This window comes from Sphingomonas sp., from assembly GCF_024508665.1.
Classification (GTDB): Bacteria; Pseudomonadota; Alphaproteobacteria; order Sphingomonadales; family Sphingomonadaceae; genus Sphingomonas.
In genome coordinates this window covers 151,894-166,197 of record NZ_JANINP010000004.1, presented here as the reverse complement: position 1 = coordinate 166,197, position 14,304 = coordinate 151,894, and the positions used below count along the sequence as shown (strand labels likewise).

Genomic DNA, 14,304 nt, shown 5'->3' with positions numbered 1-14,304 from the left:
CAGTCATCGTAAGACGACAACGGTCTGTCGGCGAATGCGGTGCCAATGAATTGACCCCGCGGTCAAGGTAGGACTCTATGTGGCCGAGCTATGGGGGCCGACCAGAATCACGATTGGCGGGCAAGTATCGCCAGTGCGCTCGAATGGTGGCGCGACGCGGGAGTCGATTGCGAGATCGACGATTTGCCGCGCGACTGGCTTGCGCACGCCGCAGCGTCGCCCATCATCGAGCGGCTGCCTGGTCAAGTTGCAGAGGCCCCTATCGCGGCGCCTTCGCTGCCGGCGACGTTGGATGAGTTCGCCATGTGGCGGCTTGGCCCCGCGACCCCCGAAGCGGGCTGGCCCGGGCAGGCACTGGGGACGCAAGGTGACGTAGCGAGCGGACTGATGATCGTCGTCGATATGCCGGACCGCGAGGATGATACCGCCGGCCAATTGCTATCCGGAAAGGCCGGTGCGTTGTTCGACCGCATGCTCGCCGCGATCGGTCGCGATCGTCAGTCCATCTATCTCGCCGCGCTGGCGGTAAAGCGTCCTCCCGCCGGCCGGGTGAGCGAGGACGTGGGTCAAAAGCTCGAAGCGCTCCTCCGCCACCATCTCTCGCTGGCGCGTCCGAAACGGGTGCTCGCACTCGGGAATGCGGCGAGCCGTGCCGTCACAGGGCTGGACGTCGCCCACGCCCGGGAAAGTTTACGTAAGGTTAACCATGACGGCGGGACAAGTGAGGTGGTGGCGAGCTTCCATCCTCGTTTCCTGTTGGAGAAGCCCGTCGCCAAGGCCGATGCCTGGAAGGACCTCAGAGTGTTGATGGGGGGAATTGAGTGAAAGTCGCGCATCTTCTCGTCGCTTCGGCGCTGGTATTTGCCCCTGCCCTTCCGGCCTTTGCCGCCGGCGACCCGCCCCCATCCGCCGTGATGGCGCGCGGCATTCCTGCCCAACTCGATTCCGATCAGCGTGCCGGATACGCCGCGGTGTTCAAGGCGATCCACGAAAAGCGCTGGAACGATGCCCAATTGCAGCTGACCGCGATGAAGCCGGGTCCGCTTCACTCGATCGCGCTCGCCGAACTTTATACCGCCAAGGGCTCGCCCAAGGTCGACAACGATCCGTTGCTCGCGGTCGTCACCGCAGCTCCCGAACTGCCCGAGGCGCAAAGCATCGCCCGTATCCTCGCCTCGCGCGGCGTGACCGCGCCGGCGCTCCCCTACCAGCAACGGCTGGTGTGGAATAACGGCGCCTCGACCCGTGGCCGTGCCAAGCCGACCAAATACGACCTCGCCGCTGCCGAGCTCGCGCTCAAGATGCAGCCGATGATCAAGAACGACGACGGCCCCGGCGCGCAGGCGTTGCTCGAATCGACCACCAACCTCACCCCCGAAGCGCAGATCGAATGGCAACAGCGCGTTGCCTGGATCTATTATCTGCAAGGCAATGACGCCAGTGCACGTCTGATGGCTGCCAAGGCACGCGTCGGTACGGGCGACTGGGCAGTCCAGGGTGAATGGGTCGGCGGCCTCGCGGCCTGGCGCCAGGGCGATTGCACTGAGGCGGCGCGCGCTTTCGTCAACGTCGCGGCTCGGGCCAGCGATGTCGAGCTCCGCGCCGCCGGTCTCTATTGGGCAGCACGCGCCGACATGAAATGCGGCCGCCCGCAATTGGTCGAAGCGCGGCTCAAGAACGCCGCCCAGCTCGACGAGACCTTTTACGGCATGCTTGCCCGCCAGCAGCTGGGCATCAAGGACAAGCCGCCGGTACCGGACGAGCTGATGCTCGCTGACTGGGACAAGCTCCAGAATCGGCCGAATGTCCGCGTCGCCGCCGCGCTGGTCGAGATCGGCGAGACCGATTTGGCCGACGACGTGCTCAAACAGCAGGCGAAGATCGGTCCCAAGACCGAATATGCATCGCTGGTTCGGCTGACCGAGACGCTCAATCTGCCGGAAACGGTGATGTGGCTGGGCAACAATTGTCCGGAAGGCACCAAGGCGCCGACGATCGCGCGCTTCCCCGCGCCGAAATGGGCGCCGGCCGGTGGCTGGACCGTCGATAAGGCGTTGGTCTACGCTCACGCGCTCCAGGAATCGCGCTTCCGCAAGGATGTGATCAGCCCGGCGGGCGCTTATGGTTTGATGCAGATTATGCCCGCCGCCGCGGTCGATTATGCCCGCGAACGCGGCATCACCGTCGATCGCGGCGCGCTGTCGCTGCCGTCGGTCAATATGGCGGTTGGTCAGCGGACGCTCGAGCGTTTGAGCACCCAGGGTTTCACCGGTGGTTACCTGCCCAAGGTGATCGCGGCCTATAATGCCGGGCCGGTGCCAGTCACCGAATGGAACAGCATCGTCAAGGATGGCGGCGATCCGCTGCTCTACATCGAATCGATCCCCTATTGGGAAACGCGCGGTTACGTCACGACGGTGCTGCGCAATTACTGGATGTACGAGGGCAAGGACGGCCGGGTGAAATCACCTAGCCGCGAAGCGCTGGCGCAGGGACTGTGGCCGAAATTCCCGGGCCTGCCGGGCCCGAGCGCGGTCAGGCTGACACCCAGCCGGTAATTATCGCGTTCCAAGTGCGGCGGACCGGTCAAGTCCCCTTGCCGGCGAAGGCATCCACGCGTCGGCGACTGCAATCTTTTTCGAGCATAAATCGGTCTGGTCACTCCAGCGCAACCTGGGCTCTTGTGGTTACGAAGCGATCGCCCTGTCGCTTGAGGTCCCAGCTTTCGCCGGGATGGTCTTTTGCGGTTAAACACCGGCGAATCGCCATGAAAACGGGAGCGGTGAATGCCCATCGACGAAAGCCGGGACTTCGTACCGGTCAGGATCGCGGTTCTGACCGTCTCCGATACGCGCGGCCCCGCTGAGGATCGGTCGGGCGACACGCTGGTAGAGCGGTTGACGAGCGTAGGCCATGTCCTGGCCGCCCGCACGATCGAGCATGATGACCTCGACACGATCATCGAGCGGCTCGCGGCGTGGATTCAGGATCCCGAGATTGATGTCATCCTTACCACCGGTGGCACCGGTGTAACTGGCCGCGACGTCACGCCAGAGGCGGTCGAGGCGGTGGCCGAAAAGATGATCCCGGGCTTCGGCGAGCTGTTCCGCTGGTTGAGCTATCAGACTATAGGCACGTCGACGATCCAGTCTCGCGCCTGTGCCTGTGTCGCGGGCGGCACATATGTCTTCGCGCTACCCGGATCGACCGGGGCGGTGAAAGACGGCTGGGACATGATCCTCAGGGATCAACTCGACAGCCGTTTCCGCCCCTGCAATTTCGTCGAACTGGTGCCGCGGTTGCTGGAACGATAGCTATTTCGCCCCGGCTGCCGCTTTGCGCCGCTCGGCGACGAATTTGACCAACTCCGCATCGGTCGACCCGTACCAAGCAATATAGTCCTTGAAATTATCGTAGGTCATTTTGCCGATGGTGGAGATGTAGGCGTATTCTGACAGATCGCCGTCCGAATCGATCGCGACCTTGAGGAAACGGTGATTGGCATTCCAGTCGTTCGCCATTTCCGCGGAGAAGAACGGCTCCTTTTTGAACCAACTGTAGAAATCGAACGAGTCGCAGCCGACCTTGTTCTTGCAGCCGTAAAACAGGACCTGAAAATCGTTTCCGCCGGTCGCGCTCTGGATATACGGGTCGCCGTCTTTGCCTATCTTGATCTCCGCCTTGTAACCCGCCTCGCGCATCAAAGCTGCGACGCCATCGACGCTGCTCACGTCGACGATCCGATCTGCTGCCGACGCCGGCGCGGAAGCGGCCATGGCCGCCGCAACGAGCAAAATCTTACCCCACATGTCCAATCCCCCCATTCGCGTACGGCAATCCTAAACCGCGCCCGTCGGTCCGCCAAGGCGGTTCAGTGCGAATCCGCCTGCATCGCCGCCAGTTCGTTTCCGTTCGGATCGCGGAAGTGGAATCGGCGACCGCCGGGAAAGGCGAAGATCGGCTGGGTGATCGTACCGCCGGCCGCCTTCACCGCGCCCTCTGTCGCTTCGAGATCGTCGACTTGGATCACGGCGAGCGGCGCCGCGGTCCAGTCGGCGCGATCGCCCTGCAGCCCCAGATCGGTCTCGCCGTTCATCTTCGCCGCATAGGTCGGACCGAAATCGGTGAAGTCCCAGCCGAACGCGGCAGAGAAGAACGCCTTGGTGTTGGCAACGTCCTGCACCGGCAGTTCGACATAATTGAGTTTCGCCATCTCATCCCTCCATTGTTCTTGATATGTTCTACAGTGTGGCGTAGGATCGGGCAATGGCAAAAGCTCGTCCGGTCCGCGGCGCGACGGTCAATCGCGAAAGCACCCGCTTCAGCCTGCCAGAGCGTCTCGCCGACGGCGATTGGCTCGACGCTCTGGAGAATGTCGACGGCACACCGCCGCCGCTTCGGACCAGCGTGACGGTGGAGGCGCCGCGCACGATCATCACGCGCAACCAGTCGCCCGACATCGGCTTCGACCGCTCGATCAACCCGTATCGCGGCTGCGAGCACGGCTGCATCTATTGTTTCGCGCGGCCGACCCACGCCTATCACGATCTCTCACCCGGGCTCGATTTCGAATCCAGGCTGTTCGCCAAGCCGACCGCGCCCGATCTGCTGCGCGCGGAACTGACGAAACCGGGCTATAGTTGCCGGCCGATCGCGTTCGGCACCAACACCGACCCCTATCAGCCGATCGAGGCGGAGTGGAGGATCACTCGCGGCTGTATCGAGGTCTTGGCGGAAACCGATCATCCGCTCACCATCACCACCAAGTCCGACCGTGTGGTGCGCGATATCGATCTGCTCGCTCCGATGGCGGCGAAGGGACTGGCGGCAGTCGCTCTGTCGGTGACGTCGCTCGACGCGAAGGTCGCGCGCACCGTCGAGCCGCGGGCGCCGCATCCCGAACGCCGGCTGACCGCGGTGCGTCGACTCGCCGATGCCGGCATTCCGACGATCGTGTCGATCGCCCCGGTCATTCCGGCGATCACCGATCACGAAATCGAGCATATCGTCGAACGCGCGGCCGAAAGCGGCGCGCGGACGATCAACTATCTGCCGGTGCGCCTGCCGTTCGAGGTCGCGCCCTTGTTCCGTGCCTGGCTCGACGCGCATTTCCCCGACCGCGCTGGCAAGGTCATGGCGATCATCAATTCGATCCGCGAAGGACGCGACAACGATCCCAATTTCTTCACCAGGATGCGCGGCTCGGGACCGTGGGCAGAGCTGCTCCGAACACGCTTCCAGATCGCGATGAGGAAGCATGGCCTGAACCGCGAGCGACTGAGCGTTCGTACCGATCTGTTCCACGCGCCGCACGGGCCACAGGGGGAGTTATTTTAGGCGGAAACTGAAGGCGCGCGGCGGCTTTTATGGCCTCAACGAGCGATATTGCCGCAGATTCTCCCGGCGGGTGACGCGATGACCGACAATCGCGCTGCCGAACGCGGCGCAGAAAACCATCGCGACGAATCCGGCCATGCCGATCGCTAGCCGACGGTTCTTGTTCCTGGTCATCGCGCGCATCGCGCGCGCTGTCTCGGGATAGAGCAGGATCGCCGAGTTGGAAGGCGACCAGCGCGTTCGCTTTTCGTCCATCCTGGTTTCGTGGCGACCCCAGCGATCGATCGCCACGATGAGGGCGAGCAGAGAGAGGAAACTGCTCGGCACCCAGATCATGAACCCGCCGGCCTGCTCATCGGCAATTGCCGATATGCCGGCAAGGTGCTGGGTGGCAGCATAAGCGGGATAATAGATCGCGCTTTTGTTGGTGAGATAGGCGCCCAGCAGGATCTGGCTGAGTACCGCGATCAGAATCATCATCAGCCGCCAGCCGTGAATGGGCGCGTGCGGTGCCACCCGCCGCTCGAACACGCGGCTCCAAAACAGCAGGCCTGCCAGGAACAGACTGAAATGCATCGCCAGGCCGGCAGCAGGTGCGCCGATGGCATCCGCTTGGGCCGCCGGGAGCTCCCAGATATAGAGCGTAAGGACGTAGAGCGATAACGCGGCCGGTGGAGTCGCGATGAGCGACCAGATACGTCGAACCCACGGGTACGAAAGGCCCGGCCGGAGGAAGTCGCGACGCACCGATCGCGGCAGACCGGCGATCAACGAGCCGACGGGGCGCGACGCCACGATCAGGATCGGCGCGATGATGCGCGCCACCACGATGCCGATCTGATGGACCGAGAACAGCTCGTGTGCCCAATGGGCGAACGGCCATTCGATCGACAGGAGAAAAGCCGCAATGCCAGCGATGAACATGGCGCGACGGAGCGTCGAAACCGGCCGCCGAATGGTCGACCGTCGCCGGATACCGAGTTCATAGGTGGTGCCGATCACCAGGAGCGGGATTGCACCCGACACGAAAAATGCCGCACTTGGATCGCTCATTTCAATGCGTTAACGCGGCGCTCCATGTTGTGCCAGCTTCACCTTCGCGGTTTGCGATGAAGGGAATGATGCGTTCTCACGCAATCCGTCACGCCGATCGCGCGACGATCGTCATAGTCGCCACGAGTTTGCTGTTGTGGTGGCTGAGCACGTACCATGCCGCATCGATGCCCGCCTGGGCACCTTGGGACTTTTCCTTCTCCTGGTTCTACGCGACAGCGTTTCCGCTACTTTGGTACGGTCGCGGGTTGCGCAACCTGCCGGCGAACCGGCGGCCGGCGCGCTGGCGCAGCGCCGCATTCCTTCTCGGCACGGCCATCATCTATGCCGTCCTGCAGACGCGACTCGAATATCTGGCGCAGCACATGTTCTTCCTGAACCGGCTGCAGCACGTCGTCATGCACCACCTTGGCCCGTTCCTGATCGCGCTTGCCTGGCCATGGGAGACGATATTAGCCGGGGCGCCCGATGTGATACGCCGCTGTGCCGATGCCAGGCCGATTTGCCGGATTCTCGGCCTATCTCGCCAGCCGTTCATCGCCGCTTTCCTGTTTGTCGGGTTGATCGCCTTGTGGCTGATTCCCGACGTCCATTTTCGAGCGATGATCGATCCCGACCTCTATCTGTTCATGAACTGGACGATGGTGGGAGACGGGTTGCTGTTCTGGAGCCTGGTTCTCGATCCGCGCGATCGCGCAGAGGCGGGAATCTCGTTCGGGATGCGCGCATTGCTCGCGATCGCGATCATGTTTCCGCAGATTCTGATCGGCGCTATCATCGCGCTCGCCACCCGGGATCTCTACACCTTCTATGCCTGGTGCGGCCGCATCTATCCCTCCATCGGGCCGCTCGACGATCAGAATTTCGGCGGACTGATCGTCTGGATTCCACCCGCGATGATGAGTGCGGTCGCGTTGATCCTGGTGCTGAACGCGCTTCGCCTCAATGAGGAGCGCCGGTCGGCAGACCAGCCAACGATGCCCGCTCCCTGGACGGGGCGCTAGCGCAGCAGCACCCGGAGATCGCTCGCCGTGCCCCCGATGTCGGGCTTGCCGGTCGACAACGAACTGACCAGCAACCGCGCGTTGCCGTCGCGGTCGAAGACATAGATTCCGGAACTGTGGGTCACTTCGTAGCTGCCGCCCGAACCGTGGGGCGTCACCGAATAGGCGACGCGATACCGGCGCGCCAGGGAGGCCAGTTGGTCGGGGTCTCCGCGCAAGGCATCGACATTGGGACCGAAGGCGGCGGCATATTGGTTGAGCAGCGCCGGCGTGTCGCGATCGGGGTCGACCGTGACGAATAGCACGCTCACGCGGTTGGCCGCGGACCCCAGCTGTTTCAGCACCCGGCCGACATTGGCGAGGGTAAGCGGGCAGACATCCGGGCAATAAGTGTAGCCGAAATAGAGCATCGTCACCGAACCGCGGTAATCGGCCGCACTGACGACTTTCCCGTCCCGAGTCCGTGTCATCGACAGACGTAGCGCCGGAACGGCGCCCGAAACGTCGGTGGCATGCCACGCCGAGCGCGGTTGGCACCCGCCGATCGACGCCACAGCCACGGTCACGAGGGCTAGGATCGCGAGCGGCGAGGTCTTGCGCGCGAAGCCAGTCATCACATCCAAGCCCCTATGTGCCACCGGCGCTCCAGTATCAGCGGGCGGCTGGCCGGGCTAGCCTCGGATCACTTCATCCATAACCATCTGGTTGACTTGTCTCCTGATCCCGGGCTGGCTTTCCACGCGCGCCGAGATGGCATTGAACGCTGCCTTGTCGAGATCGTGCCGCTGGAGGATATCTGTGATCTGTGCGGCGGCTTCGCTCTCGAGCTGGGCGCGACTCCCGCTCGGCGCACCGGTCAATTGCGTGGCGAGCGCCTGGCGAACGCGCACTATCGCAACCAGCGTCTCGGCATAATTGCGCAGCTCGCTCGCCGTGTACGCGTGCGAGGCGATCGCCGGCACTGCGGCGGCTGGGCCCGCGCTCAGGAGCGATAGTGCGAAAAGCGAGCCCGCCATTGGGCGGAAAGTCGGATGGCTCGGCATGGGTCTCCCAATCGGTTGCCCCCGCCCGGCGCGACTATAACGCGCCGTGATCAAAAGTCAGCCCGTCGAAGGTGGTGGCATGCACGCCAGCAATAAGGCGCTCACTCCTCCGCTGCGGCTGACGGCGGCACTGGGACGACCCGCGACCCATTTCCCTCAGCCGGCCCTGCTACGACTTTCATTCCTTGGTCGCGGACGAATGCGGCGATCGCTGCAGCGCGACGTTGAGGCAGAGTGGATCGGTCCGATATCGGCTCGACCAGTCCCGGCACGACCATTGCCGGCCAGTTCCATCTCCTTGCCGCCCACACGTCGATCACGAGTGCGGCCCTCGCCCCGTCGGAGATCGCGTCGGTATCACCGTCGAACGAGATCGGCAGTAGCGCCACCGTCGGAGGTGGCGTCAGCGTGATCAACCAGTCGCTCGCCTGGGCGGCAATCCGGTCCTCGAGCGCCTTGTAGCCGGCCAGCGACATACCCGGCAAAACATTGGCACCCGCGGCAGCGCGCCGCCCGTCCCGATCGATCAGGACGTCCGCGCTGTCCGTCCCGGCGGCAACCGCGATCAGATGGCTGATCTCGACACCCTCGGCGCGAATTCGGGCTTGTTCCTGTGCCTGGGCATAGGCGGCACGTTCCTGATCGAGTGGGGCAGCGCTCGGATCGATCAAGACCTGGTCGGCCTGCAACGTCACCTTTTTGCCTAGGCGTTGCTCGATGGCGCGGACCAGGGTTGCGTTTTGCACCAATTGCGATTTGGGGACGATGATGACCGCACGGATGGCGATGGGCGAAGCCTGAAAGTCGACGTCGAGCTGGGTCACGCGTGCCCGATCACCGAAGCTCGCGGTAAGCACCGACCGGACCTGACTGGTGGTGACCGCTTCTTGGGCGATCTGGTTCAACGATATGCCGAGCGGAACTGCCATCGCGACGAAGGCGCCGAATAACAACAGCGTCTGGAGCCATCCCTGTTGCGCCGAAAGATGCGATCCGAAACCGTAAAGCCGCGCCATGATCGTCGCGGCCAGCGCGATGGTGAAGAAGTTGGTCGCGAACAATGCGAATGCGCCGCCGGCGATGGCCATGTTCGCCGTCGCTAGCCCGTATCCGACCGTCGCCAGCGGCGGCATGAGCGCGGTGGCGATCGCTACGCCGACGATCGTCTCGCCTCTCCCCCGGATCAGCGCAAAAGCGCCGGCCAGCGCCGAGAACAAGGCCACCAGGAGGTCGAACAGATTAGGCCGCGTGCGGGCGAGGATCTCCGCGGTGGCCGATTTGAGCGGAGAGCACAGCACGACGATCGCCGTGAAGGCGATTGCCAATGCCGTGGCCAGAGCCAGGGCCGCGACGGAGCGGCGCATCTCCGCGAAGTCGAACAGAGCCAGGCTGAAGCCGAGGCCCATAATTGGCCCCATCAGGGGCGATATCAGCATGGCACCAATCACGACCGCCGGTGACGACAGCAGCAAGCCGAGTACGGCGATGCCCGCCGACATCAGCGTCATGAAGGCAAAGCGAGGAGACCACCCACTTTCCTCGACGATCCGTTCGATCACGGTCTCATGATTGACCGACCCGGATACGTGGAGGCGCCACCAGCGACCGAGAATAGAGGCTGGGGATCGCGCGGTCGAGGTCTGGGACATCAAGCGAAACTAGCGAGTCCCCTTCGGTTCGCCAACGAGCGAGCGGGCAAAAGTGCACGCTCGGTGGACGATCGAGGGAACGACCGCGTTCAGCTCTGCGGTTTCCCGGGTTGGATTTCCGCAACGGGCGCGCGATCTGCCTCGCCGGGAAAACCCTCAATGACCCGCTTTCCGGCGAAGGTCAGTCGGTCGACCGACGAAATTTACACCTTGACGAGATGCGTGATCTTCCGCGTCACGAACCAGGTCACCGGCAGTGCCAATACGAACCCGGCCAGGGCAGCGGCAACGATCGTACGACCGTTGCCATAGCCGGCGCTCAGCGCGGCGGTCACGAAGATGCCCATGATCGTCGTGCCGATCATGAAGTGGAGGCCAAACATCAGCAGTTTCTGCATTACCGATCTCCAGCGGACTGGACCGATTCTGATCGGACTGCGCGATCGTTACCTTGATCGCGCGCAAGCAAACGGAGACTCGGCTCCCCGAGCAGAGGCGGAAGCTGGTTCACGGGACCGGCTTGGTGGGTCGGAGGCGCGCAGGCGCGCTGCCCAGTAAGGGAAGCGCGAGTGCCAGCGCCAGCAAGGCCAATGCGCCGCCGGTCGCAAAGGTCGCGACCGGTCCTGCGATATCCCACAATACGCCCGCCAGGACGCTGGCGGCAAGCATCGCGACGCCGGTAACCAGATTGAATAGGCCGAACGCGGTGCCGCGCAGCGCGATGGGGGAACGGTCCGCGACCAGCTTGCTCAACAGCCCCTGGGTCAGCGCCATATGGGCGCCCCACAGGGCTATCCCGACGAAGACGAGGGGCAGTTGCGAAGCGAGCGCCAACAGTGCGTCGGCGAGCGTCAAGCTCACCAGTCCCCATCGCAGCAGGGTTCTCGCCGGAACGCGGTCCGCCAAAATGCCGGCGGGATAAGCACCCAGCGCATAGACCGCGTTCATCGCCACCAGAACGAGCGGCGCCAGTGCCAAAGGCAAGCCTCTCCGGCTGGCGATCAGCACCAGAAATGCTTCGCTGAACCGGGCAAGGGTGAAAACGAAGCCGACGATGACGACTTTCCAGAAACCCGCACCGAGCCCATCGATCCTGCGCAATTGGATCGGCGAATCTGACGCCGCTCGCGGGCGGGCGTCCGGTTCCCTGACCCAGACAATGGCGATCGCGGCCGAGATCAGCGCCGGTATCACGGCGATCCAGAAGACCATGCGGATGTTGTTGGTCAGCGCGATCATGAGGCCGATGGCGAGCAATGGGCCGGCGAACGCGCCGACCGTATCCATCGATTGGCGCAGGCCAAAGGCACGGCCGCGAACCGCCTCGGGTGTGATATCCGCGACCAGCGCGTCGCGTGGGGCGCCGCGCAGCCCCTTGCCGATCCGGTCGGCAAAGCGGGCGCCGAGCACGAGCCCGGCCCCTTGGGCCATCGCGAATAACGGCTTGGTCAGCGCGGCCAACCCATATCCGAGGACGATAAGCGGTTTGCGCCGGCCGATCCTGTCCGAAACATAACCGGAGAATATCTTCGAGATCGCTGCCGTCGCTTCGGCGATGCCGTCGATCAGGCCGACCATCGCCACGCTGACGCCAAGGCTAGTCGTCAGGAACAACGGCAACAGGGCGTGGATGATCTCGGACGACGTATCCATGAACAGGCTGACGAAGCCGAGCGCGAAGACCGTGCGCGGGATGCTGGAGCGCCCCGATCGCACGGCGTCGCGAATCAGGGACACTCCTTCGCGCCTTTGCATCCACCGTCTTGAGCGGCGGCGGCGACCTTCGTCGGTTCGCGACACCTAAGCGCTTGTTGGATCATTTCTGCCGGCTCTTCATCAACGGCTGGACCTTTGTCCCGAAATCCTCGACCCCCTGGACGAAGTCGTCGAACGTCAGCAGCACACCGCCGGTATTTGGCACCTCCGCCATCTCGTCGAGCATCCGCGCGATGCTGGCATAGCTGCCGACGAGGGTCCCCATATTGATGTTGACCGCCCCTTCCGGCGCCGCGAGCTGGCGGACGTTGGTGGTCGGATTGTGCTTGTCGGCCGCGCCCTGGTCGATCAGCCAGCGCACCGCATCGATGTCGAGCCCGTCATTATAACTCTTCCACTTCGCCATCGCTGCCTCATCGGTATCGGCGGCGATGATCATGACGAGCACAAATACGGACACGTCGCGTCCGGTCTTTGCGGTCGCGGCGGCGAGACGGTCGTTGTTGAAGGCGAAGGCCGTCGGCGTATTGACGCCCTTGCCGAGGCAGAAGGCATAGTCCGCCCACTTCGCGGAGAAGGCGAGCCCTTCATCCGACGAGCCCGCGCAGATGATCTTCATGTCGCCCTGTGGCTTCGGCCGCACGAGGCAATCGTCCATCTGGTAATAATCGCCCTTGAAGTCGGTTCGGCCGCTTTCCCAGAGCTCGCGCAGGATATGAGCATATTCGTCGAGCATCTTGTAACGATTGCGGAAATGCTCGTCGCCCGGCCACAAGCCCATCTGACTATATTCGGGGCGTTGCCAGCCGGTGATCAGGTTGAGGCCGAACCGCCCATGGCTGATCGAATCGATCGTGTTGCACATCCGCGCGGCGAAGGCCGGTGGAATGACGAGCGTCGGGCAGGTCGCGTAGATCTTGATCTTCTCTGTGACCGCGGCGAGCCCGGCCATCAGCGTGAAGCTCTCCAGCCCATATTCCCAGAATTCGGTCTTGCCACCGAACCCGCGCAACTTGATCATCGACAGCAGGAAATCGAGACCGTGCTTTTCCGCCGATTGCGCGATCGTCTTGTTGAGGTCGAACGACGGCATGTATTGCGGCGCGTTCTCGCTGATCAGCCAGCCATTGTTGTTGATGGGCACGAAAACGCCGACCTGCATCGCCTTATTCTCCTATTGCGGCATCACGCCCGTCATCCAGTCGACCAGGAAACCGTTGAAATTGTCCGCATCGGTGACGTTGACCGCATGCCCGCCATATTCTGGCCGTCCGAACCCGGCCTTGGGGATTCCTGCCGCGAGCAACTGACCCGCGATCGGCGGGACCAGCATGTCGTCCTGACTGGCGATCACCAAAGTGCGGGCGGTGATCTCGCCCAACCGATGGGCGATATCGAAGGCGGCGAGCGCCTTGATGCGCTTTTCCATCGTGTCCGCGCCGGGAAAGCTTTCGAGCTGGTGCGTCAATTCGGCGTCGAGCTCGTCGCTATGTCCTGAAACCCAATTCGGCGGGTAGAGGAAGACGGGCTGCGCGCGCAGATATGCCTTGGGGCCTGCCAGCCGAAGCAAGGCGAGCCGGATTTCGAAACAGCGCAGGAAATGCGGATCCGGACTCGCCCAGCCATTGACCACGACCAGGCGATCAAGCCGTTCGGGTGCCTTGAGCGCGAGGGCGAGCCCGGCCACACCGCCCGCCGCATGGCCGATCAAATGGGCGCGATCGACATCCAGCGCATCCATCAGCATCAAGATATCGTCGGCGAAATCGTCGACCGATATCCGCGCCGGCAAGGCACGTTCGCTGCGCCCCGTCCCGCGATGGTCATAGGCGATCACGCGGAAATGCTCGGCCAGCGCCGGGATATTGGGCGCCCAATAGCTCGCCGATCCGCCCAGGCCTGCGGACAGGATCACTGGCGGCGCGTGGGGTGCGCCATGTTCCTCGTAATAAAGGCCAGCCGCTTCAGGCATACGCCATCCCCGTCACCCCTACGCAACTCACTGTCACCCCAGCGAAAACTGGGGTCCTGTAGTTAAGGGATCGCGCCATTGCTTGAGATCCCAGCTTTCGCTGGGATGACGGAAGAGGACGGGATGGGGGATTGTGGCGCGCCATCAGCCGATATGCGCCACGCTGGCGATCTCGACCAGGCAATCGGGCTTCACGAGTTCGGCCTTGATACAATAGCGCGCAGGTTTGTTGCCCGGGAAATACTCGGCATAGACCTGATTGAACGCGGCATAATCGCCCAGGTCCTTGAGGAAGATGTGGTTCATCGCGATGTCGGCCATGGTCGCGCCAGCCGCCTCGAGCGTCACCTTGATCACGTCGAGCACGTGGCGGGTCTGCGCCGCGGCGTCGCCGACATGAAGTACCGCGCCCCCCTCGCCCAACGCCAGCACGCCCGAGACATAGACAGTGTTTCCCGCCTTGGCGCCGGCCGAATAGGGCGCGATCGGGGTCGGGAATTGCGGCGGGTTGATGGGCTCGAACGCCATGA

The 14,304-nt window shown here is 63.5% G+C and carries 16 protein-coding genes; 5 read left to right on the top strand and 11 right to left on the bottom strand.

Annotated features, from left to right (window positions below):
• The first annotated feature begins 90 nt into the window (after positions 1 to 90).
• The 3 genes from Q0L25_RS07970 to moaB all read left to right on the top strand — a co-directional run bounded on the left by Q0L25_RS07970 (position 91) and on the right by moaB (position 3,314).
• Positions 91 to 825 (top strand): uracil-DNA glycosylase, encoded by a 735-nt coding sequence (locus Q0L25_RS07970; RefSeq protein WP_367184097.1) that lies wholly within the window; start codon positions 91 to 93, stop codon positions 823 to 825.
• Positions 822 to 2,558 (top strand): lytic transglycosylase domain-containing protein, encoded by a 1,737-nt coding sequence (locus Q0L25_RS07965; protein ID WP_296613149.1) that lies wholly within the window; start codon positions 822 to 824, stop codon positions 2,556 to 2,558. Before Q0L25_RS07970 ends, Q0L25_RS07965 begins: the two co-directional genes overlap by 4 nt.
• A 228-nt stretch (positions 2,559 to 2,786) precedes the next feature.
• On the top strand, positions 2,787 to 3,314 hold the full coding sequence (gene moaB / locus Q0L25_RS07960) for a molybdenum cofactor biosynthesis protein B (protein WP_296613147.1): 528 nt from the start codon (positions 2,787 to 2,789) through the stop codon (positions 3,312 to 3,314).
• On the opposite strand, the gene Q0L25_RS07955 is transcribed toward moaB, so the two are convergent.
• On the bottom strand, positions 3,315 to 3,824 hold the full coding sequence (locus Q0L25_RS07955; protein WP_296613146.1) for a YbjN domain-containing protein: 510 nt from the start codon (positions 3,822 to 3,824) through the stop codon (positions 3,315 to 3,317).
• 47 nt (positions 3,825 to 3,871) lie between these two features.
• Positions 3,872 to 4,213, bottom strand: coding sequence for a VOC family protein (locus Q0L25_RS07950; RefSeq protein WP_296613144.1), 342 nt, complete (start codon positions 4,211 to 4,213; stop codon positions 3,872 to 3,874).
• A gap of 53 nt (positions 4,214 to 4,266) precedes the next feature.
• On the opposite strand from Q0L25_RS07950, the gene Q0L25_RS07945 reads away from it, so the two are divergent.
• A complete protein-coding gene (locus Q0L25_RS07945; protein ID WP_296613142.1) occupies positions 4,267 to 5,337 on the top strand; it encodes a PA0069 family radical SAM protein in 1,071 nt (356 codons plus the stop codon).
• A gap of 27 nt (positions 5,338 to 5,364) precedes the next feature.
• Here Q0L25_RS07945 and Q0L25_RS07940 read toward each other — a convergent pair whose 3' ends face one another.
• Positions 5,365 to 6,390 carry a cytochrome c oxidase assembly protein gene (locus tag Q0L25_RS07940; RefSeq protein WP_296613141.1) on the bottom strand — a complete coding sequence of 342 codons (1,026 nt, stop codon included), beginning with the start codon at positions 6,388 to 6,390 and terminating at the stop codon, positions 5,365 to 5,367.
• Between the two features lie 65 nt (positions 6,391 to 6,455).
• Between Q0L25_RS07940 and Q0L25_RS07935 the strand changes: the two genes are divergently transcribed.
• Positions 6,456 to 7,394 (top strand): cytochrome c oxidase assembly protein, encoded by a 939-nt coding sequence (locus tag Q0L25_RS07935; protein ID WP_296613139.1) that lies wholly within the window; start codon positions 6,456 to 6,458, stop codon positions 7,392 to 7,394.
• On the opposite strand, the gene Q0L25_RS07930 is transcribed toward Q0L25_RS07935, so the two are convergent.
• The 8 genes from Q0L25_RS07930 to rutC all read right to left on the bottom strand — a co-directional run bounded on the left by Q0L25_RS07930 (position 7,391) and on the right by rutC (position 14,302).
• Positions 7,391 to 8,008, bottom strand: coding sequence for an SCO family protein (locus Q0L25_RS07930; protein ID WP_296613404.1), 618 nt, complete (start codon positions 8,006 to 8,008; stop codon positions 7,391 to 7,393). The genes Q0L25_RS07935 and Q0L25_RS07930 overlap by 4 nt on opposite strands.
• 57 nt (positions 8,009 to 8,065) lie before the next feature.
• Positions 8,066 to 8,410: a DUF4168 domain-containing protein gene (locus Q0L25_RS07925; protein WP_296613137.1), complete on the bottom strand. Its 345-nt coding sequence runs from the start codon at positions 8,408 to 8,410 to the stop codon at positions 8,066 to 8,068.
• 128 nt (positions 8,411 to 8,538) lie between these two features.
• The gene (locus tag Q0L25_RS07920) at positions 8,539 to 10,086 is read right to left on the bottom strand and encodes a DUF389 domain-containing protein (protein WP_296613135.1); all 1,548 of its coding nucleotides are present in this window, start codon (positions 10,084 to 10,086) and stop codon (positions 8,539 to 8,541) included.
• Between the two features lie 203 nt (positions 10,087 to 10,289).
• A complete protein-coding gene (locus Q0L25_RS07915) occupies positions 10,290 to 10,484 on the bottom strand; it encodes a hypothetical protein (protein ID WP_296613134.1) in 195 nt (64 codons plus the stop codon).
• Between the two features lie 109 nt (positions 10,485 to 10,593).
• On the bottom strand, positions 10,594 to 11,823 hold the full coding sequence (locus Q0L25_RS07910) for an MFS transporter (protein ID WP_296613132.1): 1,230 nt from the start codon (positions 11,821 to 11,823) through the stop codon (positions 10,594 to 10,596).
• Between the two features lie 79 nt (positions 11,824 to 11,902).
• Entirely contained in the window at positions 11,903 to 12,964 is a 1,062-nt protein-coding gene (rutA, locus tag Q0L25_RS07905) for a pyrimidine utilization protein A (protein ID WP_296613130.1), read from the bottom strand.
• 12 nt (positions 12,965 to 12,976) lie between these two features.
• On the bottom strand, positions 12,977 to 13,774 hold the full coding sequence (gene rutD / locus Q0L25_RS07900) for a pyrimidine utilization protein D (RefSeq protein WP_296613129.1): 798 nt from the start codon (positions 13,772 to 13,774) through the stop codon (positions 12,977 to 12,979).
• Positions 13,775 to 13,918: 144 nt separating this feature from the next.
• Positions 13,919 to 14,302 (bottom strand): pyrimidine utilization protein C, encoded by a 384-nt coding sequence (rutC, locus tag Q0L25_RS07895; protein ID WP_296613128.1) that lies wholly within the window; start codon positions 14,300 to 14,302, stop codon positions 13,919 to 13,921.
• Positions 14,303 to 14,304 lie beyond the last annotated feature (2 nt).

Bases quoted from the DNA above. Each gene is read 5' to 3' on its own strand.
- Q0L25_RS07915 (WP_296613134.1), bottom strand. From the start codon at position 10,484: ATGCAGAAACTGCTGATGTTTGGCCTCCACTTCATGATCGGCACGACG.
- moaB (WP_296613147.1), top strand. From the start codon at position 2,787: ATGCCCATCGACGAAAGCCGGGACTTCGTACCGGTCAGGATCGCGGTT.
- Q0L25_RS07955 (WP_296613146.1), bottom strand. From the start codon at position 3,824: ATGGGGGGATTGGACATGTGGGGTAAGATTTTGCTCGTTGCGGCGGCC.
- rutA (WP_296613130.1), bottom strand. From the start codon at position 12,964: ATGCAGGTCGGCGTTTTCGTGCCCATCAACAACAATGGCTGGCTGATC.
- Q0L25_RS07970 (WP_367184097.1), top strand. From the start codon at position 91: ATGGGGGCCGACCAGAATCACGATTGGCGGGCAAGTATCGCCAGTGCG.
- Q0L25_RS07935 (WP_296613139.1), top strand. From the start codon at position 6,456: ATGATGCGTTCTCACGCAATCCGTCACGCCGATCGCGCGACGATCGTC.
- Q0L25_RS07950 (WP_296613144.1), bottom strand. From the start codon at position 4,213: ATGGCGAAACTCAATTATGTCGAACTGCCGGTGCAGGACGTTGCCAAC.
- Q0L25_RS07925 (WP_296613137.1), bottom strand. From the start codon at position 8,410: ATGGCGGGCTCGCTTTTCGCACTATCGCTCCTGAGCGCGGGCCCAGCC.
- Q0L25_RS07940 (WP_296613141.1), bottom strand. From the start codon at position 6,390: ATGAGCGATCCAAGTGCGGCATTTTTCGTGTCGGGTGCAATCCCGCTC.
- Q0L25_RS07945 (WP_296613142.1), top strand. From the start codon at position 4,267: ATGGCAAAAGCTCGTCCGGTCCGCGGCGCGACGGTCAATCGCGAAAGC.
- rutD (WP_296613129.1), bottom strand. From the start codon at position 13,774: ATGCCTGAAGCGGCTGGCCTTTATTACGAGGAACATGGCGCACCCCAC.
- Q0L25_RS07920 (WP_296613135.1), bottom strand. From the start codon at position 10,086: ATGTCCCAGACCTCGACCGCGCGATCCCCAGCCTCTATTCTCGGTCGC.
- rutC (WP_296613128.1), bottom strand. From the start codon at position 14,302: ATGGCGTTCGAGCCCATCAACCCGCCGCAATTCCCGACCCCGATCGCG.
- Q0L25_RS07930 (WP_296613404.1), bottom strand. From the start codon at position 8,008: ATGACTGGCTTCGCGCGCAAGACCTCGCCGCTCGCGATCCTAGCCCTC.